Source organism: Leeia aquatica, from assembly GCF_012641365.1.
In the GTDB taxonomy this organism is placed as follows: Bacteria; Pseudomonadota; Gammaproteobacteria; order Burkholderiales; family Leeiaceae; genus Leeia; species Leeia aquatica.
In genome coordinates, this window is sequence record NZ_JABAIM010000005.1 from 21,617 (window position 1) to 44,289 (window position 22,673).

Sequence of the window (22,673 nt, forward strand, 5' to 3'; positions counted from 1 at the left end):
ACTGCAGAGGAGCAGGGGCTGGGCATGCACGCGCATCATTCCTTGCAGCAGGAAACCCTGGGTGAACAGGCCCGGCTGTTGCACGATCAGACTCGCGACACCCTGGTGGCCGCACCATTGGCTTGGCTGCTGCTCAGCTATGTCCTGTGGCCAGCGGTTTCCCACTCGGCCCTGCAGTGGTGGCTGACTTTGCGCATCGGGGTAGACCTGGCCTACGGCTATGAAATCATTCATTTCATTCGCCGCAAGCCTGCTGCCACCGAAGCGCGCTTCTGGATCAACCGGCATTTGCTGATCCTGACCTTCAGTGGACTCGCCTGGGGACTGAGCCTGCCCATCCTCTCTCCGGCCTCGCAGTTGTACGAGTTATTGCTGCTGTTGTTCCTCTGCGGCATTTCAGGTGCGAACATCATCATCTACGCCGTGGTGTTCCGCAGTTGCGCCATCATGCTGCTGACCATGTGGGTGCCGATCCTCTGGGTACTGGCCCGGCGTGGCCAGGCGCTGGATCATGCTCTGGCCCTGGCCGGTCTGGTTTATGTCGTGGTACTGCTCAGTTATGGCTGGCGAGCTTCCCGCCTGCTCAGTGCCCGCATTTCAGCACGGCTGGAAAATGCGCATCTGAATCAGGTGCTGCAGCACACCAACCAGGAATTGGAACGCAACAATGCCGAGCTGCACCTCGCCCTGCAGCGGATCAATGAGCTGGCCACCCACGATGACTTGACGGGCTGCTACAACCGGCGCTTCCTGTTCAACCTGTTGCAGCAGGAGCAGCAGAAAAGCCTGCGCTATCGTCACCCGGTCAGCCTGATCCTGCTGGATCTGGACCATTTCAAACAGGTGAACGACCAGCACGGCCACCTGATCGGAGATGAGGTTTTGCGCGCCTTGGTGCAGCGCTGCATCCCACAGGTACGCCAGACCGACACCATCGCCCGTTACGGCGGTGAAGAGTTCGTCATTGTCATGCCCATGACCGAGGAAAGTACCGCCATGATGCTGGCAGAACGACTTCGCGAGTACATCGCCAGCCAGCCCATTCTGGATACCCCTCCTTTGCGGGTCACCTTGTCTGCCGGTGTTGCTGCGTTCCAGCCGGGTGAGAGTTGTGAGCAATGGCTTGATCACGCAGACAAGGCGCTCTACGCCGCCAAGGCTCAAGGCCGCAATCGGGTGGTTTCCGCCACGCAGCTTAACCCTCCCGCCTATCTGGAGCACGCCTCATGACACGATGTCTGCTTGCTGCGGTGATCAGCCTGCTCTGCTCGCTCAGCGTCGTATCCAGTCCGGTTGGCTACGTCCATGCCAGTCAGGGTAACGTTGCCGTCCGCCACGTGGGGAAAACGTCCAGCGAAGCCATTGAGATGGATGATCCCCTGGAGAATGGCGATGTGGTCAGTACAGGTCAGAATAGCTGGGTCATCCTGTCAATGCAGGATGGCGCCAGCCTGACCTTGCGGGCACAGACCCAACTACGGATAGAAGCGTATCGTTATCACCCGCAACAACCGGAGGAAGGTCGCAGCTGGCTCAGCCTGTTGACCGGCTCGTTACGTTCGGTCACCGGGGCCATCGGTCAGCGTCATCCGGCATCCTACCAATTGAAAACGCCTCAGCTCACCATTGGCATTCGCGGTACCGACTACGAAGTGATGGCGATCACGGATGACAGTGCCGATGCTGAGCTGGAAGCGGGCACTTATGCGGGCGTACACGATGGTGAAATCGAGCTTCAACAGGATGGTGACGTGCTGACCGTGGGGCCGGAGCAGGAAGCCTTTGCCAGCAGTACGCGCCCTGGCTTACTGATGGCGCATGATGGCCGCCTGCGTGAGCGGCTGGCCCGGCTCGATCGTCATATGGATCTGGGTGAACGGCTGTCGCAGCTGCACAACCGGCGTGGGCAGGGCTTTGGGCTGGACCTGGACCGACAGCCTCGCCTGGAGCAGATGCGGCAGGCGCGACGGGAAGCACGGCAGCAGCAGCGTCAGCAACGCGTGAAAGACGCTCGGGATTTCCATCCCAGAGAGGGCAAGGGTCGGCGCCGCTGAGCCCATCATACCAAGCGGCGCAAACGCTCCCCAGCCCAAAAGGCATGCAGGTTCTCGACCAGCTGTATCGCCAGCTGCTGCATGGCTTGCTGGCTGGCCCACGCCACATGAGGCGTTACCAGCAGGTTAGGCAGTGCCGCCTCCAGCAGAGGGTGACCATGAATGGGCGGCTCCTCGGGCAGCACATCAATCCCCGCGCCCCCCAAGCGGCCTGCGCGCAGCGCTTGCAGCAAGGCATGGGGCTCAATCAGGGCACCACGTGCGGTATTGAGCACGATGGCATGGCGCGGCATCAAGGCTAACTCTCGCGCACCAATAAGGTGGCGGGTTTCCGGGGTCAGCGGGCAATGCAGGCTGATGGCATCGCACTGTTGCAGCACCTCATCAAAGGGGTGATAACCCGGCCGACACCTTACCGCCCCCTTGCGTTCAGCAAACCATACCTGCATGCCCAACGCTTGCGCCTTGCGTGCCAGCGCTTGGCCCAGGCTGCCATGCCCGACGATGCCCAGCCGGCTTCCCGCCACGTCCAGCAAGGGCGGGCCAAACAGGCAGAATTGCCCGGCTTGCTGCCATTCTCCCTGCTGCATAGCCTGTCGGTAGTGAGGCAAGGCCCGCCGCAAGGCAAACAACATCGCCAGGGCATGCTCGGGCACAGAGTCCAGCGCATAGTCACGGATATTGCTGACAGCAATGCCGCGCTCCTGACAGGCTTGCAAGTCGATATTGTCACTGCCGGTCGCCGCCAGCGCGATCATCCGTAAATCAGGCAATGCCGCCAGCAGCTCGGCATCCATTCGGACCTTGTTGACCACCGCGATGCTTGCCCCCTGCAGGCGCACAGCCCGCTCTTCCGCTCGGGTGGCTGGATAGCTGACCCAGACATGGGGGAAAGTCACAGGCGGCAACGGTACGGGTAATGATGCCTGATCCAGAAAGACAATGCGCTGCATGCCAACCTTGCTTGATGATGACCAAGCCCAAGCTTAGCAGGTTCCAGCCCGCGCCAGCTGTACTAAAAGACAGGGCAAAGCCCTGATTCAATGTGAAATGTTGATTCACAACATGAAACTTTTCTTACTGTCGTCATAAACGCGTGATAGGATTTTTTTGCGCTGCATTTCAGGCTGCACTGGCGCCATTGAATTTCGACTCATAAGGAGAAAGAACATGACCACCAGCAAGCACATCGCCTTGGTTACCGGCGGCATGGGCGGCATTGGCACAGCCATTTGCCGCCGACTGGCTGATGCTGGGATGACCGTCGTTACCACCTACAGCCGCCCCGGCAAGGAAAACGACTGGCTGGCCGCCCAAGCGGCCGAAGGCTATACCTTTCATGCATATCATTGTGACGTGACAGACACCGATGCCTGCTTGGCCATGGTCGGCAAGGTACTGAGTGAGGTCGGCACGATTGATGTGCTGGTCAACAACGCGGGCATTACCCGTGATGGCACCTTCCGCAAAATGGGCAAGGATGCTTGGGATGCGGTGATGGCCACCAACCTGGACTCCTTGTACAACATCACCAAGCCCGTGCTGGAAGCCATGCTGGAAGCGGGATGGGGCCGCATCATCAATATCGCCTCGATCAATGGCCAGAAAGGTCAGTTTGGTCAAACCAACTACTCTGCCGCCAAAGCCGGCATGCATGGCTTCAGCATGGCCTTGGCACAGGAAGTAGCGCGCAAGGGTATCACGGTCAACACCATCAGCCCCGGCTATATCGGCACTGACATGGTAATGGCCATCAAGGAAGAAGTCCGCCAGCAGATCGTGGCAGGCATTCCGGTGGGCCGCCTGGGCAAGCCGGAAGAAGTGGCCGGCGTGGTGGCCTTCCTCGCCTCGGAGGATGCAGGCTACATCACGGGTGCCAATATCGCCATGAATGGCGGCCAGCACATGATGTAAGCCGCTCCAGCGCAAGCCCACGGCCTGCCTGTGCAGGCCGTTTTCATTCCGGCAAGGGTCGCAAGGCGCGCGCCAGTGCACGGCCCGTTTCCAGCAGTTGCTGCTTGGCCGGGGAAATCTGCTTGCCCGCCCGCCACGCCATCATGATGCGCCAGTACCACTGCGGCAGGTCCTGCACCGGCAGACGCACCATGCTGCCCAGCCTCAGTTCCCGCACCACCGTCATCTCCGGCATGAAAGAAATAAAGCCTTGCTCCAGCACCAGCGCACGCGCCGCATTGGCGGGTGCCACCCGGTGCAGTGGCATGGGCTCGCTACGCAAGCTGCGTAGCGTGGATAGCAGCACTTCACATTCATCGCCCCAGTTCTGTGGCGCCAGCCGGTAAGCCGCAATATCCGCCAGCGACAGCGTCTTGCGGGTAGCCAATGGGTGTGTCGACGCTGCAACAGCAATGATCGGGCTATTCCACAGCAGCTCCATCTGAATACCTGCCATGGCCGGTGCATCCAGTATGAAGCCCACCTGCACGGTATCTTCCAGAATGCCACGAATCACTTCATTGGAATGCCCGGTGGTGCAGGTAATCTCCATCGGGGCGGACGCCAGCTTGCCCAGCAGCGAGGCAAATATGGTGTGCGCCAGTGACGGCAGGCTGCCAATGGTGATCTTGGGAATGGCTGACACCCCTTTGACCGCCAGCAGCCCCTCTTCCACCTGCGCCTGAGCGCGTTGCAAGTACGGAAGCAAGACCTCGCAGGCCGCTGTGCTACGCACGCCGCGGCGGTGCCGCTCAAACAGGATGGCCCCTACCGTTGCCTCCAGTTGGGCCACCCGCATGCTGACCTGCGGCTGCGAGCAGCGCAGGCTGGCGGCAGCCTTGCTGAAGCTGCCATGGGTGGCCACTTCCTGAATCAGGCGTAGATCATCCAGCGTAATAGACATAAGCATTACTGATATGAAATATAACTCCAATCATTCTAGAGAATATCAAAGCATGCGCCTAGACTGTGATCCTGTGTTCACCGAATGCCATCGCCATGTCTGCCCGCTCGCCCCACCGCATCCGCCTCCACTCACAGTGGTTGGTCCTGTTTGACAACCTGCTGGTGATCACCGGCTTCTACCTGGTTTTCCCGATGATCACGGTTCACTTCGTGGAAAACCTGGGCTGGTCAGCCACCCTGGTCAGCACCGGGCTCGCCCTGCGCTCCTTGACCCAGCAAGGCTTAGGCCTGTTTGGCGGTGCCATGGCGGACCGTTGGGGCAGTAAGCCACTGATCGCAGCAGGCCTGGCCACGCGTGCAGCCTCTTTCCTGGTGCTGGCAGAAGCCAACAGCATGGCGGGGTTACTGCTGTCCTGTGTCATTGCGGGTATTGGGGGCGCCTTGTTTGACGCGCCCAAGACTGCCACCATCGTCAAGCTGACCCGCCCTGCCGAGCGCGCCCGCTACTATGCGTTGCTCGGGATGCTCGGCACCTTGTGTGCCAGCGGTGGTGCGGCTCTGGGCAGCTGGCTGTTGCACTGGGACTTCCGCTGGGTGGCCTATGCTGGCGCCGTCAGCTTTGGCCTGGCTTCCCTGGTGACCCTGCGCTTCTTGCCTGCCTTTCGGGTGGGTGTGCGGCAGGATAATCTGTTCCATGGCCTGCGTACGGCCTGGCAGGACAAACCCTATGCGCGTTTTGTGCTGGCGACGGCAGGCTACTGGCTGATGTGGCTACAAGTCATGTCTACTCTGCCCATGCTGATCAGCCGCATCAGTGGCAAAACCCATGTGGCCTGGCTCTATACACTGGAAATGGTGCTCACCCTGTGCGTGCAGTATCCGCTGGCACGCTGGCTGGCCGGGCGCTGGCGTTGTGAGGCCCGCCTGATCACCGGCATGAGCCTGATGGTGCTGGGCCTGCTGTTGGTGGGCATGGCCAATGACAACCTGACCTTGTGGCCAGCGCTGACCTTGTTCCTGCTTGGTATTGTGCTGGGCGACCCGGCGCTGCAAGAAGCGGGGGCCAGCCGGATTGATGCCCGCATGCGCGGCTCGTATCTGGGGTTGGCCAGCCTGGGGATGGCACTGGCGGGCAGTATTGGCTACATTGCCAGCGGCTGGCTGTACGAGCATGCCTTGCGATGGGGGCTGCCGGCACTGGGTTGGGTCGTGATTGCCCTGACCGGCTTCCTGACCTTGCTGCTGATGTACCAGGTGTGCTACCCGATGAGCCGGGCCACGCTGCAAGCCACCGCTTCCCGCCTCTAGCCAGCCTGCCGCAGACAACAAAAAACCCGCCAGCGGCGGGTTTTTTGTTGCAGACTACCGACAATCAGCCGTTGGACTGGATGTTGGCAGCTTGCTTACCCTTCGGACCGGTGGTCACGTCGAAGGAGACCTTTTGGCCTTCCTTCAGGGTCTTGAAACCCGGCATGTTGATTGCCGAGAAGTGTGCGAACAGGTCTTCACCACCATCATCCGGGGTAATGAAGCCGAAACCTTTGGAGTCGTTGAACCATTTGACGGTACCAGTTGCCATCTTTTTTATGCTCCTGCTTTACAGACTTGATAGTGTTACGTGACAAGGGTAGGTTTGAGTTTCAAGGGCGCGACAGATCGAATCGGTTCAACGTTCTCTTGAAAGAGCAAACGCAACGCATTAAGTCGCATTTCCATAGGGAAGTCAAGTGTCTTCAAGCAATTACAAAAACCTCAGTTGTAGCGCTTGCAAAAACCACAATCCGGACAAAAATTAACACTGGAGGGCAGTGAGTTTCGCGTTACACTCCCAGACAGTCCGGGCGTGTTTGTATCGGGTTGCGAATGTCCCGCAGAATCAAGGACGGCGCCATAACCTACCTCCCCCCAATGCAGGATCAGATGAGTAACAAGCATCAAGAAATTGAACGGATTGCCGAAAAAAGGGCCAAAACCACACCGCCGCCCCTGTGGAAAGTCGTCCTGCTGAATGACGACTTTACCCCGCAGGATTTTGTGGTGGCTCTGTTGCAGCACTTTTTTCACATGGACGAGGCTCAGGCCACACGGGTGATGTTGATGGTGCATCATCAAGGACGCGGTATATGCGGTGTCTATGTCAAGGATGTCGCTGAAACCAAAGTGGCGCAGGTTATGCAGTTTGCACGACAGCACCAACACCCCCTGCAATGCGTGATGGAGGAGAATTGACATGATCGCGCAAGACCTGGAAGTGACCTTGCACATGGCTTTTGTCGAAGCCCGACAGAAACGCCATGAATACATCGGGGTTGAGCACCTGCTGCTGGCCTTGCTGGACAACCCGGCCTCCATTGAAGTGCTGAAAGCCTGCGCCATCAATATTGATGCTCTGCGCAAACAGCTCAGCGATTTCATTCAGGAAAACTCACCGGTCGTTCCTGGCAATGATGAAATCGACACCCAACCCACCCTGGGCTTCCAGCGTGTGATCCAGCGCGCCATCCTGCATGTGCAGTCCAGCGGCAAGAAGGAAGTGACCGGTGCCAATGTGCTGGTGGCCATCTTTGGCGAGAAAGATTCACACGCGGTGTATTACCTGCACCAGCAGGGGGTCACCCGGCTGGATGTGGTCAACTTCATTTCGCACGGCATCAAGAAGACTGCTGAGCAGCACGCTCCGAAGGAACAGCAGGACAGCGAGCACGAGCAGGAAGGCAGCAACGGCTCGGCGCTGGAGAACTACACCCAGAATCTGAACGAGCGGGCGCTGGCCGGCAAAATCGACCCGGTCATTGGCCGTGACCACGAGCTGGAGCGGGTGATCCAGATCCTGTGCCGCCGCCGCAAGAACAACCCGCTGCTGGTGGGCGAAGCCGGGGTCGGTAAAACCGCGATTGCCGAGGGCCTGGCCCGCCGCATCGTAGAAGGCAGCGTGCCGGATGTGCTGGCCAATGCCACCATCTATGCCCTCGATATGGGCGCGCTGCTGGCGGGCACCAAATACCGTGGCGACTTTGAACAGCGCCTGAAAGCGGTGCTGAAGCTGCTGGTCGAGAACCCGGACAACATTCTCTTCATTGACGAAATCCATACCCTGATCGGCGCCGGTGCCGCCTCGGGGGGGACGCTGGACGCCTCCAACCTGCTGAAACCGGCGCTGGCCAATGGTTCACTCAAGTGCATTGGGGCGACGACCTACACCGAGTACCGGGGCGTGTTCGAGAAGGACAACGCGCTGTCACGCCGCTTCCAGAAGATCGACGTCAATGAACCGACAGTGGAAGAAACCGTGCAGATTCTGCGCGGTCTGAAGTCCCGCTTTGAAGAACACCATGGTGTAAAGTACTCGCCGTCGGCACTGACCAGTGCGGCTGAACTCTCTGCCAAGTACATCAATGACCGTCATCTGCCGGACAAGGCCATCGACGTGATCGACGAAGCCGGTGCGGCACAGAAAATCCTGCCGAAGTCGAAGCAGAAGAAGACCATCAGCAAACACGAGATCGAAGAGATCATTGCCAAGATCGCCCGCATCCCGCCCAAAACGGTATCGGCAGACGACCGCAATGCCCTGCGCACGCTGGACCGTGACCTGAAGAACGTGGTGTTCGGACAAGACAAAGCCATCGACGCGCTGGCATCTGCCATCAAGATGGCTCGGTCTGGGCTGGGGAATCCGCAGAAACCGATCGGTTCCTTCCTGTTCAGTGGCCCGACCGGGGTGGGCAAGACCGAGGTCGCCCGCCAGATGGCGTATACGCTTGGCGTGGAGCTGATCCGCTTCGACATGTCGGAGTACATGGAGCGTCACGCCGTCAGCCGCCTGATTGGCGCGCCACCCGGTTATGTCGGCTATGAGCAGGGCGGCCTGCTGACCGAAGCCATCACCAAGCATCCGTTCAGCGTGTTGCTGCTGGACGAGATCGAAAAAGCACATCCGGATATCTTCAATGTGCTGCTGCAGGTGATGGACCATGGCACGTTGACGGACAACAATGGCCGCAAGGCGGATTTCCGCAACGTGATCCTGATCATGACCACCAATGCGGGCGCCGAAACGCTGAACAAGGCCACCATTGGCTTCACCACCCATCGTGAGGCCGGTGATGAAATGGGCGAAATCAAGCGCCTGTTTACCCCGGAATTCCGCAACCGCCTGGATGCAACCATCTCCTTCCAGCCCCTCACCGAGCAGATCATCCTGCGGGTGGTGGACAAGTTCCTGATGCAACTGGAAGGCCAGCTGCATGAGAAGAAGGTGGACGCGACCTTTACCGAGGCCTTGCGCGCGCATCTGGCCAAGCATGGCTTTGATCCGGCGATGGGTGCCCGCCCGATGTCCCGCCTGATTCAGGATACCATTCGCAAGGCACTGGCCGACGAGCTGCTGTTTGGCCGGCTGGTGGATGGCGGCCACGTGACCATCGACCTGGATGAGGCAGAGCAAGTCACCCTGGTGTTTGATACGGAACCGGCCCTCAGTCACTGAGGAATACCCCATGAAAAAACCCCGCTGCGGCGGGGTTTTTTCATGGGGGCAGATGAGGGGCTGACGCATGCATTGCTGCCACGGCGACCATCAGGTCACACACTCCGCCTCATCATGCCGCGAGCCACACCATGGCCAAGCGGCTTGCCCTCACTCGCGAAGCCTGAGGCAGGCTTACAGTTCGAATCGCTGCACCGACTGATTCAGCTCTGTCACGCGGACTTCCATGCCACGGATGGCCTCCGCCGTCTGCTCCACCACCGCCCGGTTACGATCCGCCATGTCCGCGATATCCTGAATATTGGCCGCGATATTATGGCTGGCGGTATTCTGCTGCTCCGCAGCCACCGCAATCTGCTGGATGCGCTCTTGAGCCGCCTGAGCCTGCTGGTAAATAGCGGTCAGGGATTCAGCCGCTTGCTGTGCCAGTTGTTCGCATTGGCCCACCCGGTTATTACCCACCATCATGGTGTCTACCGTGACCTTGACCTGATGCTGCACCCCCTGGATCTTCTGATTGATTTCAGAGGTCGCCTGCGTGGTCCGTTCTGCCAGCTTGCGCACCTCATCCGCCACCACTGCAAACCCGCGACCTTGCTCACCCGCACGTGCGGCCTCAATCGCGGCATTCAGGGCCAGCAGGTTGGTCTGATCCGCCACTTCCTTGATCACATTGACGATTTGACCAATATCCGCCGACTGTTGCGCCAGGCTTTGCACCGTTTGCGCTGCCTGCCGAACCGAATCCGCTACCGCATGGATCTCACGCTCGACATCGTGCACCGCGCGCTGCCCTTCTTGCGAGAGCGAGCTGGCCCGGCCCGCAATCTTGACCGTATCCGTAACACTGTCCGACACCGCCCCAATGCTGGCGCTCATCTGCTCCACTGCACTGGATGCAGCCATAACGGCCTCACCCTGCCGCGTGGTGCCGTCAACAATACTGGACGCGTTACTGGACAAGGCACGGGAAGCATCGGCCACCGCTACTGCAGAACCTGAAGCTTGCCGCAGCAGCTGACTGAATTGATCCGCCATATGGTTGAAACTGGCCGCAACCCGCGCGGTTTCATCCTTGGCCTCCAGTTCCACCCGCACAGACAGTTTTCCGGAGGCCATCTGGGAGGATGCGGTTTCCAGCTGATTGATGGCACGAACAATGGAGAAAAATGCACCAATGAACAGGTAGACCGCCACCACCACCACCACGGCAATGACCATGAAAGCCAGCATCAGCTTGCCTTCCGAGCGCGCAATACGCTCGCTCAGCAGACGATCCAGTTGTGGGTAGATGGCTTTACTCAGTGCATGGATACCTGTGCTGACAGCATCCACCTTCTTGGTGAGTTCCGCCACGGGCAGGGTGTAAGCCAGCGTACCCACGACCTCCTTGCCATACACATCACGCAGGGCTTTGACATCGGCCTCCAGGCTGCTGGTAGGCCCCGATAATGCCCCTTTCAGGGTCGGTGCCAGCTCCAGCAAACGCTGCTGGTTGCCCGTCACGGTGTCCATATTGGGCAGCAGGGTATACAGTGAGATCTGCATCGGGTCTTTTTCCGACACATCCGGGAAAGACCGTACCAATACACCCGTTGCCAAATCTTCTACCTCACCCACAGACTCCTGCAGATAGGGCAAGCGACCTACCACCGTATCCATCAGGTAGTAGGAGGTTAACTCCGGGTCGAGGATCAAGTTCGACTTGTCCCCCACGGCCGAGATATAGCGTGCCACCGCATTCACAGCCGCCGCATTGGTCTTGCGATTGGCCTCGGCGTCGGCCCCATTGGGTTTGGGCAAGGTTTGCAGGGCTGTTTTCAACTTCTGGAACTCCGCCCCCGTTCCCAGGCGGTCCGACAACGATTGCTCCGCCTGCTCCAGTGCCTTCAGGGCCTGGACGACCTTCTGATCATGCGCCTGCAGGGCGGCGGGCATGGTTTTCTTGTCGCCCATGGCCACCCCGGTCACCAGACCTCGCCGCCGAGCTACCAAGGCCAGCAAGTCATTGGCCGGTGCCAGCAATACCAAGCCATCCCGCTCTTTGTTGGCAAAGTGGATGTCGTCCTGCATGGCTTGGTTCAGCATCAGCAGCAGTACCACGATAGGCACCAGCATCAACAAGGCAAACAGCAGAAACTTCCGGCTATAGCCCAGCCGGTTGAACAAACTGACAGCGGGACGGAACAGACTTTTCATCAGCTTCGCTCCAGTGAATTATTGCCGTGGCACAGATTCCCGCATGAATAGGGCCCTCACCCTTCACCTTAGGCGATCCACCGCCCCCCCGCAAGGCGGGCTTACACCGGGTTAGGCACTGCCACGAAGCGACAATCCACCCCAAACTGAGCGCTCCAGTGTGCGGCCAGCGCCTGTACCCCGTACTGCTCAGTGGCATAGTGGCCGGCTGACACGAAGGCCACACCGCTTTCACGCGCCATATCCGCCATCCGCTCAGAGACTTCGCCAGTGATGAAGGCATCCACCCCTGCCGCGATGGCATCCTCGAAATACCCCTGCGCCCCGCCTGTACACCAGGCCAGGCGCTGCACAGCTTGTTGTGGATCACCCAGCAGCAGCGGCTCACGCTGCAAACGTCGCTGCAAGGCCTCCCCCAATTCCGCCAACGTACACTGTGGGCCCGTCCCCAGATGCAGCAGCCCCTGCTCACCAGTCTGTGCGGTCGTCTGCCACCCCATCTGCAGCGCCAGCTGCGCGTTGTTGCCCACCTCGGGGTGCGCATCAAGCGGCAGATGATAGGCAAACAGATTGATGTCATGTTGCAACAGCAAGCGGATGCGTTCACGCCGCCACCCGGTCAAGCAGGGGTCTTCGTTCTTCCAGAAAAAACCATGGTGAACCACAATGGCATCGGCCTGCTGCTCAATGGCCGCCTCAATCAGCAGCCGGTTGGCAGACACCCCCGCCACCACCTTGCTGACCTGTGACCGCCCGGCCACCTGCAAGCCGTTCGGCGCATAATCGCGGAACTGACGTACATTCAGGAATTGTGCGGTATACTCCGACAGTTGATCGACCTGTACCATCTCTTTGTTATTCCAATGAAAAAACTGTGGCTGATTTTTGCACAAACCCTGACGGTCTGTCTTGGCGTCTGGGCCGTGGTGGGGCTTTTTCGTCCTGAGTGGGGCCTGCCCATTCAGCAACCGCGCCCTGTGACGCTACCCCCACCCGCGGCTCACGCCGCATCCGGACCGGTGGCAGCACCGACCACCAACAGCTTCAGCCCAGCCGTGCAAGCCGCCATCCCCTCTGTGGTGAACGTCTTTACCAGCAAACAGGTACGTCGCTCGCAGAATCCATTGCTGGAGGACCCGTTCTTCAAGCGCTTTTTTGGCGATCGCCAGGATAGCGAAGAGGACGAGCCCAGCTCCAGCCTCGGCTCTGGCGTCATTGTCAGCAAAGACGGTTTCATCATCACCAATAATCATGTGATTGAAGCGGCAGATGAAATCAAGGTCGCCCTCAGTGATGGCCGCAAGTTGACCGCTACCCTGGTGGGGGCTGACCCGGATACGGATCTGGCGGTGCTGAAGATTGATGCGGGCAAGGACTTACCCGCCATCCATTTTGGCAACCCGGAGCAGGTCAAGGTTGGCGACGTGGTGCTGGCGATTGGCCAGCCTTTCGGTTTCGGCCAAACGGTGACGCTGGGTATTGTGTCCGCACTGGGCCGCAATCACCTGGGGCTGAACACGTTCGAGAACTTCATTCAGACCGATGCAGCCATCAACCCCGGCAACTCTGGCGGTGCACTGGTCGACCACAAGGGCCAGCTGATCGGCATCAACAGCGCCATCTATTCACAAAGCGGCGGTTCGCAGGGCATTGGCTTTGCCATTCCAGTCACCACCGCACGCAACGTGATGGAGCAGATCATCCAGAACGGCAGCGTGACACGGGGCTGGATCGGTGTGGAGGTGCAGGATCTCAATGCCGAACTGGCGACTTCTTTCAACCTGGATACCAGTGAGGGTGCCCTGATTGCGGGCGTGGTCCGTAATGGCCCGGCAGACAAGGCCGGCGTCAAATCCGGTGATTTGCTGGTGGAGATTGACGGCAAGACGCTGAAAGACTCCTACAGCATGCTGGATATCATTGCCGCGTTGAAGCCAGGCATCTCAGTGAAAGTGCGCTTGCTCCGCAATAATCAGTCGCAGGAAGTCATGCTGACAGTGGGCAAGCGCCCTCGCCTGCCTCGGCGCTGACCGCTTCCTTGTCGGGTGGACAATAGTCCGCCCGCCTCCAACAGCCGGCTTTTCAGCCTGCCAGAATGGCAGGCGCTCTGGTATCATAGTGGTTACACCACTGCCGGTCCTCCCCCCCACCGATGCCGCCTGGCAGTGCATGCCGTTGTCCCGCCAGCCAGGAATCCGGATGTCCCCTGATCGCGCCTACCGCCATGCTCGCCTTGCACTGGCCGTGTTCTTTATCGCCTGCGGCGCCATTGGCAGCAGCCTATTTGCGCGCCAGCCCGCACTGCAGCTGCAATACCATCTGGACGCGCTAGGCTGGAGCCGCCTGCTGTTGTCGATGGGGCTCGGGGGGCTGCTGGCTTTTCCGCTCACCCGCTGGCTATTACACCACTGGGGTAGCCAGACCATGTGCCTGCGCTGCGGTATGCTGATGGGGCTGGGCTTCAGCCTGATCCCCTTCTGGCCATCACTTGCCACACTTCAGGCGGCCCTGTTCGTGCAGGGGATCATTGGCAGTTGCGTCGGCGTAGCCATCAACAGTCAGGGCGCGTTGCTTGAGTTTCAAAGCAAGCAACGCAATATGGGATTCCAGCATGCGGTGTTCTACGTGGGGACATTCACCGGTGCCATTCTGGCCGCGCTGGCAGCCCGGCTACAGTTACCGATTGCCTGGCATTTCCCCCTGCTCGGCATGGCCGTCATGGCGGTTTTTATCCTCGCCCATCCCCGCTTGATTCAGGATAAGACCGCACCACGCAGCACCGCCCGCCTGTTTCAACGCCCTTCGCGTGCCGTACTGGAGCTGGGTGCGCTGGGCTGCATGGCAGCCATGACCGAGAGCGCCATCAACGGCTGGCTTCCTGCTTACTTCAATCAGGTGCTGCATGCGGGTGAGGCATGGGCCGCCGCGAGCCTGGCCTTGTTTGCGCTCGCGGCAACGATTGGCCGCTTTCGCTCGGATGCCAATGCCGAGCGTTGGGGCGCGCCTCAACTGGTTGCAGCCGGTGGTCTATTAGCCGCTGCCGGCCTGGGGGTAGCGACCCTGGCTGGGCGCCTGGATGGCATGCTTCTGGGGATTATTCTGGTGGGCTTGGGGCATGCGTCCGTCTTTCCTCTACTTTTTTCAGCCACAGGCCGACACGGCGCGGCCGCCATTCCGGTGGTCGCCAGCATGGCCTCCCTTGGTTCACTGGCAGGTCCCTGGCTATTGGGCTGGATTGCGGATCAAAGCTCGATACGCTGGGTGATGTTTGCCATCACGGGCTGCTTTATCGCATTGGCGCTACTGGCGCGCGCTTTGCGCCCAGGCACGTCCCTCTCCACGCCATGAGAAAAGCCCGGCAACCGCCGGGCTTGATCTGCTTGACGCTATCACCAGCCCCTGCCGCTCAGGCCGTAGGTGCGGCATCCTGCTGCAGTCGGTCCATCACCGCCGACACCGCACGATCAAGCAAGGCGCTGTCATCCACCAGCTCAACCTTGCCTGCCCGCATCTTGGCTGCCAGCGCCTCACGCGGGATCGACATGGCATTACCACCAAAGCGGTTGGTAAACAGGTACATGCCTTTGTGCGGGCTGATCCATGCCAGTTTGGCGCGCGTCACCATGCCATCGTCAGCCATGAAATCCACCCAAGTGCCACGCTTCATTTGTGCCACGGTCCACAGATAGCGGTCCGCCGCGGCCACATCTGCAGGCACCAGAGGCTGCTCGACTTCCGGCAACGGCTCCAGGTGTTCCGGTACCAAGTCGGTCAGCAGTACATCCACCGGTTGCAATTCATGCTGCACCGGCATTTCAGGCACAGGGGGCAGCTCGATATTGACATCAGGCACAGGCTGGCGGATTTGAGGCCCGGCGGTGTCTGGCTTCATGCCCGCCTTGATGGCCGCGGAGTGGCAGCGCACCATTTCCGCCAGGAAACGTTCCTTTTCTTCCTTCGGCGTTTCCTTGCTGTCCATCACGGTTTCCAGCCGCTTCAGCATAGGCTGCAGCAAGCCCACCAGCCGCATGCGCTCTTCGGTAGAGGTCTTCGGCTCGCATGACCAGATCAGGTCATCCATGGTTTGCAGGGTTTCCGCCCATGGCGCGCCATTCACCCCGCCCTGCTGGTAGGCGTCGATCATGGCCCCGCCCCAGTACTTGGCGAGGAAGTCACGCACCACCGCGGGCACATCGGCTTTCTGTACACGCTGGCGCAGCTCGGCTTCCACCATGCCACGCGCCACTTCCAGCTGCTCCTGGGCAAACAGTACCCGTGCAGATTGCTGCGCCAGTTCTGCAGCCAGACGCTCCTCTTCTGCGAGGAACTGCTGTAGCACCGCTTCCTGTGTTTCAAACAGGCCGACGTCGTCGGTAAACTCGGTCACGATGGTCTGGACAATGCGCTCGACCATCGCCTTGAAGCGATCGCCACCTTCAGCCTCTGCGCTCCAGCCCAGCGAGGATTGCGCCAGCGCATCCAGCAAACGGCGGGCCGGGTGCTGCTTGCGCGAGAAGAACTTGGCATCCAGCAGGGCAACCTTCAGCACCGGGATCTGCAAACGGCCCAGCAGGGCCTTGATCTCCGCCGGGATATTGCGCTGCTCAAAGATGTAGTCGAACAACATCGACACGATGTCGATGGTCAGGGTTTCGACCTGCGAGGCTTGGCCGTCAAGCACATCCTCTTTCAGGGCACGCAGCACATTGGGCGCGCCCAAGGTTTCCAGCGACGTCCAGTCGATATTGGAGCGGAAGTGAACACCATCCGGCATTTCGCCTTGCTGCAAGCGCTCCAGCACCGGCAGTACACTGGCACCGGCATTGGACACCGGCATGGCGGCGCCCCCCAGCGACATCGGCAATTGCGCACGACCGTGCTGCACCATCTGTTGCAACAGCGCCATCAGCCCCTGCTCAACCTGCTCCGGGTTCAGGGCCGCAGCATCCGCGGCGGAGGCGGCCTGAGGCTGCTCCTGCTCGGCGGCGCGGGCCTGCTCCGGATTGAATCCCTGGTTGGCTGCGTTACGGCGACGCACGGCCAGGGGAATCTTGGGCAGCACATTGCGGGCAATCAGAAAGCTGTTCAGTTCGTGGTACATGCTGCGGACATCGCCCGATACCATTTGCTCGAACAGCTTGAGGATGATCAGTTTAACATCCAGCTCGGCCTGCAGGCTGTCACATGCACTGCCAAAGGCTTCACAGATGCGGTGCGGCGACAGCGGACTGCTTTCGTCTTCCAGCTCGGGGGAACTCAACAGCACCCCTAGACGCTGATCCAGCGCGGACAGCTCTTCATTGCAGTTGCTGCGCAGCTTGGTGGCGATGTTTTTCACCGCCAACGATTCTTCGTAGTCCTTGTTATCAACCAGCGAGAGCTCCAGTGACCCCCAGTCGAGCTCGTTCATTTTCGCAGACTGGCCTTTGGGGTTCAGGATCGCCGCGTCAAAGGCTTCCATGAACTGCTGCCGAAAGCTGGCTTCCAGCGTTGCCCGATTGGTGCTGGTCAGACCACGGGCATTCATGTAGAGATTGCTGCGCTCACGATCATGCGACTTCTCAGCAAGATCGAACAATACGTCTTCAATCTTGTCCATCATGCTGGACAGAGAGCGCGACAACGTCGTCAGTGCCAAGTCGCGACATTCCTGTAGCAACCGGCGTGAGTCGACGCCATTGGCACTCTGACGGTCATCAAATTCGGAGATCGAAATCACATTCGCGGGCTTTGTGGAAGCACTCATGGCAAACACCCAACAAGGGTACTATTCCTGCCCCCTTGTTTTATTACCAAGGCAGCGGGCAAACAATACTTTTGGGGCAAACTCGCCAGTGGTGCCTGCCCTGGTTGGCAGGAGCCTTCTGATCCGTGATGCAGCTCCGCTGTCTCTCAGCACATATGGTGCGCGTAGACCGGTGGCTTTGCGTCCTCACTTTTCAGTGAGTTTGCCCTTGATAATCACAGTAACATGGCTGCATGACGGTTTTATGCACACCATGTGTCTCACTGTGAAGTATACGCGAACCTTACAAAAAAATTAAGCTCTTAGCATATTTACCGATAAGCGGTCAGTTTCCGTGGCCGAGATGCAACAGGCAGATCGCATCCGCCGCAATCCCCTCTTCCCGTCCGGTAAAACCCAGCCGCTCTGTGGTTTTGGCCTTGACGTTGACACAGCCGGGCTCAATCCCAAGGTCAGCCGCGATACACGCCACCATGTGCGGAATATGCGGGGCCATCTTGGGTGCCTGGGCAACAATGGTCATATCAACATTACCAATCTGCCAGCCCGCTTCTCGCACCAGCTGGGCTGCATGGCGCAGCAACACACGACTGTCCGCCCCCTTGAAGCGTGGATCGGTGTCGGGAAAGTGCCGCCCGATATCGCCCAGCGCTGCGGCGCCCAGCAGCGCATCTGTCAATGCGTGCAGCAACACATCTGCATCCGAGTGCCCCGCCAGGCCACGCGGATAAGGGATCGTCACCCCGCCGATGATCAGGGGGCGGCCTTCTACCAGCGCATGTACATCAAAACCCTGGCCAACCCGAAATGGAAACTTCATGAGAACCTGCCTGCGGCAAAAAAGCAGGTAGCAACATAGCAGAAAGCGGCCCGGTCTGCGAGCCAGACCCCGTTAACCCGCCCTGGATTTGAGGGCATGCTCCATGGCGGCAATCAGTTTGGCGGCGTTGAGCGGTTTGACCACAAATCCGCTGGCCCCGGCTCCCAGTGCCGCCCGCACCCGCTCCATGGTCGCTTCGCCGCTGACCATGATCACCTTCGGGCGGTGTGCCATCTGCAACATCTCCGGCAGCACCTCCAGCCCGTCATGATCCGGAAGGTTAATGTCGAGCAGCACGATGCCCGGCTTCAACTGCTCACAAAGCTTCAGTCCGGCATCCGCAGCCGATGCCTCGCCGCACACCACATACTCTTCCTGCCGCAGGATGGAAGACATCAACGAGCGCAGCACAGTGTCATCATCAATGATCAGAACAGTCGGTTTGCCTGCCATGGTCAACACACCCGGAAGTAACAACACTTCCACTGTAGCAGCGGCCTATGTTTTTTGCAGTCCCAATTGCGCGCGCAACTGGCCGATCAGCCCAGTACAGGCATCTTCCAGCCGGTCCAGCACCGCCTCAAAGCCGGCTTTTCCGCCATAGTAAGGATCAGGCACTGCCTGGCCTGGGTAGGCGGCGCTGTAATGAAGGACCAGCGCCAAGTGCGCCCGTGGGCTCAGCAATCTGGCTTGCATGTGTTGCAAGTGCTGCAGATTATCCTGATCCATGGCCAGTATCAGGTCAAACCGCTGAAAGTCTTCCGCCACCACCGCCCGCGCCCGCAGCGCGCTCAGGTCATAGCCTCGCCGGGCTGCGGCGGCAATGGAGCGAGGATCTGGTGCTTCACCTGCATGCCAGCTGTGCGTTCCGGCCGAATCCACCTGCACCCGCCCTTCAAGCCCGGCCTGGCGCAGAAGATGACGAAGCACCCCCTCTGCACTGGGGCTGCGGCAGATATTCCCCATACACACCATCAGCACTGCGTACATACCGCGCCCCTGCTTGCTAAGCGCGATAGCTTAACGCAAGGAGCGGGACGGGTCATTGCCCCAGCACAGCAGTGGCCGCTTTGGAGGCCTGTTTCAGGGCTGCGGCTGGCTCTGCCTTGCCCGTATAGATGGCCTGCATGGCATCGCTCACTGCTTTGGCAGTATCTTCCCAGCCCGTCACCGTCGGGGCAAACTTGGCATACGGTAACAACTTTACAAAGGTCTGCAACCGCGGGTTACCGGTAAAGTGAGGGGCAGAGGCCTCGTCCTTGGTGGTTGGCAGGAACCCCTCACCCGCCGTAAAGCCAATACGGGGCTCCTTGGTAAACAGAAAATCAAGGAACTGCCAGGCCAGCACCTTGTTCCGGGCGTTGCGGAACATTACCACCGAATCGGTCACCGCATAGGTGGCCCCCCGCTGCTGCGTCGGAATGGGTGCGATGCCGTACTGCATGCCCGGTGCTTCGGCTTTTAGCTGATTGATCAGGAAGGGAGCAGAAATCACCATACCCAGATTGCCCTTCTTGAACAGGTTGCCCACATCCTCACGGCTGTACTGGGTGACATTCGGCTGGGTCAGCCCTTCATCAATCATCTGCTTGTAGAGTGTGGCGGCCTTGACGCCCGGTGTGTTGGCAAATGTCGGCCACTTGCCCACCACCACCTCACCGCCAAACGACCACAGCGCATAGTACCAGTAGATGTCCGTCTCGATATCCTTGCCCTGCAAACCAAAACCATAGCCACCGCTTGTCTTGATCTTGCGCGAGGCCGTCACCACATCGTCCCAGGTCTTGGGGCCATCCGGGAAACCGGCCTGGGTCAGCAGGCGCTTGTTGTAATACATGGCACGGGCGGACGCCGCTATCGGCAAGCCCCAGGTCTTGTTGTCAATCTGCGAGGGCTCGAGAAAGGTGCCGATGAAGCGCCCTTCGAACTCGCTGCTCATGTAGCGATCCAGCGGCTCCAGCTGGTCATGCTTGACATAGTCCAGCAGCCAGCGGGTCCCGACAATCGCGATATCCGCGTTACGTCCCTGCTCCAGATCAGCCTGCAGCTTCTTTTGCAGCCCATCCCAGCCGGCCATCTCGATCTTGATCCGATGGCCGGGGTGGGTGCTCTCAAACTGGCGTGCCATTTTTTCGAAGTAGGGCTGCGTTGCGGGGCTGTAGTAGGCTACCGTAAACCGCAGTGTATCCGCCTGAGCGGCCATTGCGCCCAGTACCACCAGACTACCCAGTATCTTGCGCATGCCCCCCACTCCTTCCAATATTGCCTGCCGGCTTTCTTACAGCGGTTTGTAAGCCACCACCTCGATTTCCACCTTGCAATCCACCATCATGCTGGCCTGCACACAGGAGCGGGTCGGTGGGTTCTCTGGAAAGTACTCCTGATACACGCGGTTAAAGGTCCAGAAATCACGGGTGTCATCCAGCCAGACAGTGACTTTGACCACATCCTGCAGGCTGCAACCGGCCAGCCCCAGCACCCGCTCCACATTGCGGAAGGTCTGCCGCGTCTGCGCTTCGATGCCACCGTACTCGATCTCGCCTTTATCGTTCATGGCCACCTGGCCGGAAATGAACACAAAATCGCCCGCCCGGATCGCCGGGGAAAATGGCAAGCGTTGCCCGCCGGCGCCGGATGGCACCGCGCCGTAAATGACCTTTTCCTTGCTCATGAACATGCACTCCATGAGGGCGGATGCTCTCCGCCCGTGACTTGATAATTACTTGACCGCGCCCAGCGACAGGCCCTTGACCAGGAAGCGCTGCAGCCAGGCAAACAACACCGACACCGGCAGCGTGGCCAGCAGCGTTGCGGCCATGACCTGATGCCACTCGACCGAGTACCGACCTGCGACCAGATCGGTAATCCGCACCGTCAGCGTCTTGCTCTCATCCGAGCGGATCAAGGTGTACACCACGGCAAACTCATTCCAGGCATTGATGAAGGTGAAGATGGCCGTCACTACCATGGCCGGTACCGCCAGCGGCAGGAATACCTTGAACACGGAACGCACCCGGCCACAGCCCTCCAGCCAGGCAGCCTCTTCCAGATCACGCGGAATGGTGGCGAAGTAGGAAGACAGCATCCACACCGCAAACGCAATATTGAACGCGGCGTAGGACACGATCACCCCAATGTGGGAATCCACCAGATTGCCGTCACCATAAGGAATCATGGTGGCCAGCCGGAACAAGCCCAGCACCAGCAGGATGGGCGACAGCATCTGCGTGACCAGCAGGAACTGGCGATAAAAGCCCTTGCCACGGAACGGGAAGCGCGCCAGCGCATAGGCAGCAGGTACACTTACCGCAATGGCAATCAAGGTGGACAGCACGCTGATGATCAGGCTGTTCTTCAGCGCGGTACCGAACTGCACCGCCTCCCACATGTCGGCAAAGTTCTGCCAGCGGAAGCTGCTGGGCAGCCAGCGTGCCGGATAGGTAAACACTTCTTCCGGTGGCTTCACTGCGGTAAAGAACATCACCGCAAACGGAAACAGCACAATCAGGGCAAAGGGCGCCAAGGCCAGCCAGCACCACAGGCTGCGCCACAGTTTGGGCTTGTCGATCTGCATCATGCCCCCTCACTCTCTTTGGGCTGCATGCGCACATACAGCACGGTAAAACACATCAGGATTGCCAGCATCACCAGTGATACCGCCGCCGCCTCACCCGGACGGCCCAGGCGGAAGCCCAGCTCGTACAGGTAGGTCACCAGAATATGTGTCGAGTTGCTCGGGCCACCCTGCGTCATCACCCAGATGATGGGGAAGGAGTTGAACACGTAAATCACGTTCAACACGACGGCCATATTGATGAAAGGGCGCAGCAAAGGCAGCGTCAGGCGGCGGAACTGCTGCCAGCGGCTGGCACCATCCAGCCGTGCGGCCTCATAGATATCCGATGGCACGGAAGACAGGCCACCGAGGAAAATGGTCACGGTAAACGGCACTGACACCAGAATACCGACGCCAATTTCCACCGGGAAAGCCCAGTCTGCCGTGGCCAGCCAGTGGATGGGACCTGAGATTAAACCCAGCTTCTGCAAGGTGACATTGACCATGCCGTATTCGTCATTGAACGCCCAGCGCCAGACAATGGCGGTCATGGTCAGCGATACCGACCACGGCAGCATGACGATGGTACGCGCTATGCCACGACCATAGAAATCCTGATGCAGGATCAGGGCAATGGGCACGGAAACTAGCACCGTGCCTCCGACCACGCCCAGCGTCCACCACAGGGTGCGCCAGACCGTCTCCATGAACACCGGGTCAGCAAAAACAGTACGGAAGTTCTCCAACCCGTTGAAATCGCGCAACAAACCAAAGCGGGACACATCGTGCACCGACTGGTTGACGATATTGAACAGGGGGTAACTGATAATGAACAGCGCCAGCATGAAGCTGGGGATGATCAGCAGCCACGGCGTCAACGGCCGGCCTGAAGCGGTCTGCGTCATGCAAAACTACCTATGCAAGAGGAAAAACCCGCCGGAGTCATCCGG

The 22,673-nt window shown here is 59.6% G+C and carries 21 protein-coding genes and 1 riboswitch; of the genes, 8 read left to right on the forward strand and 13 right to left on the reverse strand.

Going from position 1 to position 22,673, the window contains the following annotated elements:
- Positions 1-24: 24 nt before the first annotated feature.
- The gene (locus HF682_RS16555; RefSeq protein WP_168878456.1) at positions 25-1,230 is read left to right on the forward strand and encodes a GGDEF domain-containing protein; all 1,206 of its coding nucleotides are present in this window, start codon (positions 25-27) and stop codon (positions 1,228-1,230) included.
- Entirely contained in the window at positions 1,227-2,054 is an 828-nt protein-coding gene (locus HF682_RS16560; protein ID WP_168878457.1) for a FecR family protein, read from the forward strand. Before HF682_RS16555 ends, HF682_RS16560 begins: the two co-directional genes overlap by 4 nt.
- A 5-nt stretch (positions 2,055-2,059) precedes the next feature.
- On the opposite strand, the gene HF682_RS16565 is transcribed toward HF682_RS16560, so the two are convergent.
- Positions 2,060-3,007: a D-2-hydroxyacid dehydrogenase gene (locus HF682_RS16565; protein ID WP_168878458.1), complete on the reverse strand. Its 948-nt coding sequence runs from the start codon at positions 3,005-3,007 to the stop codon at positions 2,060-2,062.
- A 217-nt stretch (positions 3,008-3,224) separates the two neighbouring features.
- On the opposite strand from HF682_RS16565, the gene phbB reads away from it, so the two are divergent.
- Positions 3,225-3,968 (forward strand): acetoacetyl-CoA reductase, encoded by a 744-nt coding sequence (gene phbB / locus HF682_RS16570; protein ID WP_168878459.1) that lies wholly within the window; start codon positions 3,225-3,227, stop codon positions 3,966-3,968.
- 43 nt (positions 3,969-4,011) lie between these two features.
- Here phbB and HF682_RS16575 read toward each other — a convergent pair whose 3' ends face one another.
- Positions 4,012-4,911: a LysR family transcriptional regulator gene (locus tag HF682_RS16575; RefSeq protein ID WP_168878460.1), complete on the reverse strand. Its 900-nt coding sequence runs from the start codon at positions 4,909-4,911 to the stop codon at positions 4,012-4,014.
- Between the two features lie 95 nt (positions 4,912-5,006).
- On the opposite strand from HF682_RS16575, the gene HF682_RS16580 reads away from it, so the two are divergent.
- On the forward strand, positions 5,007-6,221 hold the full coding sequence (locus tag HF682_RS16580; RefSeq protein ID WP_168878461.1) for an MFS transporter: 1,215 nt from the start codon (positions 5,007-5,009) through the stop codon (positions 6,219-6,221).
- Between the two features lie 64 nt (positions 6,222-6,285).
- On the opposite strand, the gene HF682_RS16585 is transcribed toward HF682_RS16580, so the two are convergent.
- On the reverse strand, positions 6,286-6,492 hold the full coding sequence (locus HF682_RS16585) for a cold-shock protein (protein WP_168878462.1): 207 nt from the start codon (positions 6,490-6,492) through the stop codon (positions 6,286-6,288).
- A 284-nt stretch (positions 6,493-6,776) separates the two neighbouring features.
- Here HF682_RS16585 and clpS point away from each other — a divergent pair, with 284 nt between their 5' ends.
- Together clpS and clpA are read left to right on the forward strand one after the other, a co-directional pair.
- On the forward strand, positions 6,777-7,142 hold the full coding sequence (clpS, locus tag HF682_RS16590; RefSeq protein WP_444543173.1) for an ATP-dependent Clp protease adapter ClpS: 366 nt from the start codon (positions 6,777-6,779) through the stop codon (positions 7,140-7,142).
- Position 7,143: 1 nt separating this feature from the next.
- Positions 7,144-9,402 carry an ATP-dependent Clp protease ATP-binding subunit ClpA gene (gene clpA, locus HF682_RS16595; protein WP_168878463.1) on the forward strand — a complete coding sequence of 753 codons (2,259 nt, stop codon included), beginning with the start codon at positions 7,144-7,146 and terminating at the stop codon, positions 9,400-9,402.
- 174 nt (positions 9,403-9,576) lie between these two features.
- Here the strand turns inward: clpA and HF682_RS16600 are convergent, their stop codons facing one another.
- Complete coding sequence (locus HF682_RS16600) at positions 9,577-11,601, reverse strand: methyl-accepting chemotaxis protein (protein WP_168878464.1); 2,025 nt, start codon at positions 11,599-11,601, stop codon at positions 9,577-9,579.
- A 101-nt stretch (positions 11,602-11,702) separates the two neighbouring features.
- Positions 11,703-12,449 carry a Nif3-like dinuclear metal center hexameric protein gene (locus HF682_RS16605; protein WP_168878465.1) on the reverse strand — a complete coding sequence of 249 codons (747 nt, stop codon included), beginning with the start codon at positions 12,447-12,449 and terminating at the stop codon, positions 11,703-11,705.
- Between the two features lie 15 nt (positions 12,450-12,464).
- Here HF682_RS16605 and HF682_RS16610 point away from each other — a divergent pair, with 15 nt between their 5' ends.
- On the forward strand, positions 12,465-13,631 hold the full coding sequence (locus tag HF682_RS16610; RefSeq protein ID WP_168878466.1) for a Do family serine endopeptidase: 1,167 nt from the start codon (positions 12,465-12,467) through the stop codon (positions 13,629-13,631).
- 169 nt (positions 13,632-13,800) lie between these two features.
- Positions 13,801-14,949 carry an MFS transporter gene (locus tag HF682_RS16615; RefSeq protein ID WP_168878467.1) on the forward strand — a complete coding sequence of 383 codons (1,149 nt, stop codon included), beginning with the start codon at positions 13,801-13,803 and terminating at the stop codon, positions 14,947-14,949.
- Positions 14,950-15,007: 58 nt separating this feature from the next.
- On the opposite strand, the gene HF682_RS16620 is transcribed toward HF682_RS16615, so the two are convergent.
- From HF682_RS16620 to HF682_RS16655, 8 genes are all read right to left on the reverse strand, one after another.
- On the reverse strand, positions 15,008-17,347 hold the full coding sequence (locus tag HF682_RS16620) for a DUF1631 domain-containing protein (RefSeq protein ID WP_168878468.1): 2,340 nt from the start codon (positions 17,345-17,347) through the stop codon (positions 15,008-15,010).
- Between the two features lie 126 nt (positions 17,348-17,473).
- A riboswitch (cyclic di-GMP riboswitch) is annotated at positions 17,474-17,564 on the reverse strand.
- 108 nt (positions 17,565-17,672) lie between these two features.
- Positions 17,673-18,167: a 2-C-methyl-D-erythritol 2,4-cyclodiphosphate synthase gene (gene ispF / locus HF682_RS16625; protein WP_168878469.1), complete on the reverse strand. Its 495-nt coding sequence runs from the start codon at positions 18,165-18,167 to the stop codon at positions 17,673-17,675.
- A 72-nt stretch (positions 18,168-18,239) separates the two neighbouring features.
- Positions 18,240-18,620 carry a response regulator gene (locus HF682_RS16630; protein WP_168878470.1) on the reverse strand — a complete coding sequence of 127 codons (381 nt, stop codon included), beginning with the start codon at positions 18,618-18,620 and terminating at the stop codon, positions 18,240-18,242.
- A 45-nt stretch (positions 18,621-18,665) separates the two neighbouring features.
- Positions 18,666-19,157 carry a low molecular weight protein-tyrosine-phosphatase gene (locus tag HF682_RS16635; RefSeq protein ID WP_168878471.1) on the reverse strand — a complete coding sequence of 164 codons (492 nt, stop codon included), beginning with the start codon at positions 19,155-19,157 and terminating at the stop codon, positions 18,666-18,668.
- A 52-nt stretch (positions 19,158-19,209) separates the two neighbouring features.
- Entirely contained in the window at positions 19,210-20,409 is a 1,200-nt protein-coding gene (locus HF682_RS16640; RefSeq protein WP_168878472.1) for an ABC transporter substrate-binding protein, read from the reverse strand.
- Positions 20,410-20,445: 36 nt separating this feature from the next.
- On the reverse strand, positions 20,446-20,838 hold the full coding sequence (locus HF682_RS16645) for a RidA family protein (protein WP_168878473.1): 393 nt from the start codon (positions 20,836-20,838) through the stop codon (positions 20,446-20,448).
- A 48-nt stretch (positions 20,839-20,886) separates the two neighbouring features.
- Positions 20,887-21,744: a carbohydrate ABC transporter permease gene (locus HF682_RS16650; RefSeq protein ID WP_240947327.1), complete on the reverse strand. Its 858-nt coding sequence runs from the start codon at positions 21,742-21,744 to the stop codon at positions 20,887-20,889.
- Complete coding sequence (locus tag HF682_RS16655) at positions 21,741-22,628, reverse strand: carbohydrate ABC transporter permease (RefSeq protein WP_168878474.1); 888 nt, start codon at positions 22,626-22,628, stop codon at positions 21,741-21,743. The genes HF682_RS16650 and HF682_RS16655 overlap by 4 nt, the downstream gene beginning before the upstream one ends.
- Positions 22,629-22,673 lie beyond the last annotated feature (45 nt).

Bases quoted from the DNA above. Each gene is read 5' to 3' on its own strand.
- HF682_RS16575 (WP_168878460.1), bottom strand. From the start codon at position 4,911: ATGTCTATTACGCTGGATGATCTACGCCTGATTCAGGAAGTGGCCACC.
- HF682_RS16650 (WP_240947327.1), bottom strand. From the start codon at position 21,744: ATGATGCAGATCGACAAGCCCAAACTGTGGCGCAGCCTGTGGTGCTGG.
- phbB (WP_168878459.1), top strand. From the start codon at position 3,225: ATGACCACCAGCAAGCACATCGCCTTGGTTACCGGCGGCATGGGCGGC.
- HF682_RS16585 (WP_168878462.1), bottom strand. From the start codon at position 6,492: ATGGCAACTGGTACCGTCAAATGGTTCAACGACTCCAAAGGTTTCGGC.
- HF682_RS16555 (WP_168878456.1), top strand. From the start codon at position 25: ATGCACGCGCATCATTCCTTGCAGCAGGAAACCCTGGGTGAACAGGCC.
- HF682_RS16655 (WP_168878474.1), bottom strand. From the start codon at position 22,628: ATGACGCAGACCGCTTCAGGCCGGCCGTTGACGCCGTGGCTGCTGATC.
- HF682_RS16620 (WP_168878468.1), bottom strand. From the start codon at position 17,347: ATGAGTGCTTCCACAAAGCCCGCGAATGTGATTTCGATCTCCGAATTT.
- HF682_RS16560 (WP_168878457.1), top strand. From the start codon at position 1,227: ATGACACGATGTCTGCTTGCTGCGGTGATCAGCCTGCTCTGCTCGCTC.
- HF682_RS16600 (WP_168878464.1), bottom strand. From the start codon at position 11,601: ATGAAAAGTCTGTTCCGTCCCGCTGTCAGTTTGTTCAACCGGCTGGGC.
- HF682_RS16565 (WP_168878458.1), bottom strand. From the start codon at position 3,007: ATGCAGCGCATTGTCTTTCTGGATCAGGCATCATTACCCGTACCGTTG.
- HF682_RS16640 (WP_168878472.1), bottom strand. From the start codon at position 20,409: ATGCGCAAGATACTGGGTAGTCTGGTGGTACTGGGCGCAATGGCCGCT.
- HF682_RS16615 (WP_168878467.1), top strand. From the start codon at position 13,801: ATGTCCCCTGATCGCGCCTACCGCCATGCTCGCCTTGCACTGGCCGTG.
- clpS (WP_444543173.1), top strand. From the start codon at position 6,777: ATGTCCCGCAGAATCAAGGACGGCGCCATAACCTACCTCCCCCCAATG.
- ispF (WP_168878469.1), bottom strand. From the start codon at position 18,167: ATGAAGTTTCCATTTCGGGTTGGCCAGGGTTTTGATGTACATGCGCTG.
- clpA (WP_168878463.1), top strand. From the start codon at position 7,144: ATGATCGCGCAAGACCTGGAAGTGACCTTGCACATGGCTTTTGTCGAA.
- HF682_RS16605 (WP_168878465.1), bottom strand. From the start codon at position 12,449: ATGGTACAGGTCGATCAACTGTCGGAGTATACCGCACAATTCCTGAAT.
- HF682_RS16645 (WP_168878473.1), bottom strand. From the start codon at position 20,838: ATGAGCAAGGAAAAGGTCATTTACGGCGCGGTGCCATCCGGCGCCGGC.
- HF682_RS16630 (WP_168878470.1), bottom strand. From the start codon at position 18,620: ATGGCAGGCAAACCGACTGTTCTGATCATTGATGATGACACTGTGCTG.
- HF682_RS16580 (WP_168878461.1), top strand. From the start codon at position 5,007: ATGTCTGCCCGCTCGCCCCACCGCATCCGCCTCCACTCACAGTGGTTG.
- HF682_RS16635 (WP_168878471.1), bottom strand. From the start codon at position 19,157: ATGTACGCAGTGCTGATGGTGTGTATGGGGAATATCTGCCGCAGCCCC.
- HF682_RS16610 (WP_168878466.1), top strand. From the start codon at position 12,465: ATGAAAAAACTGTGGCTGATTTTTGCACAAACCCTGACGGTCTGTCTT.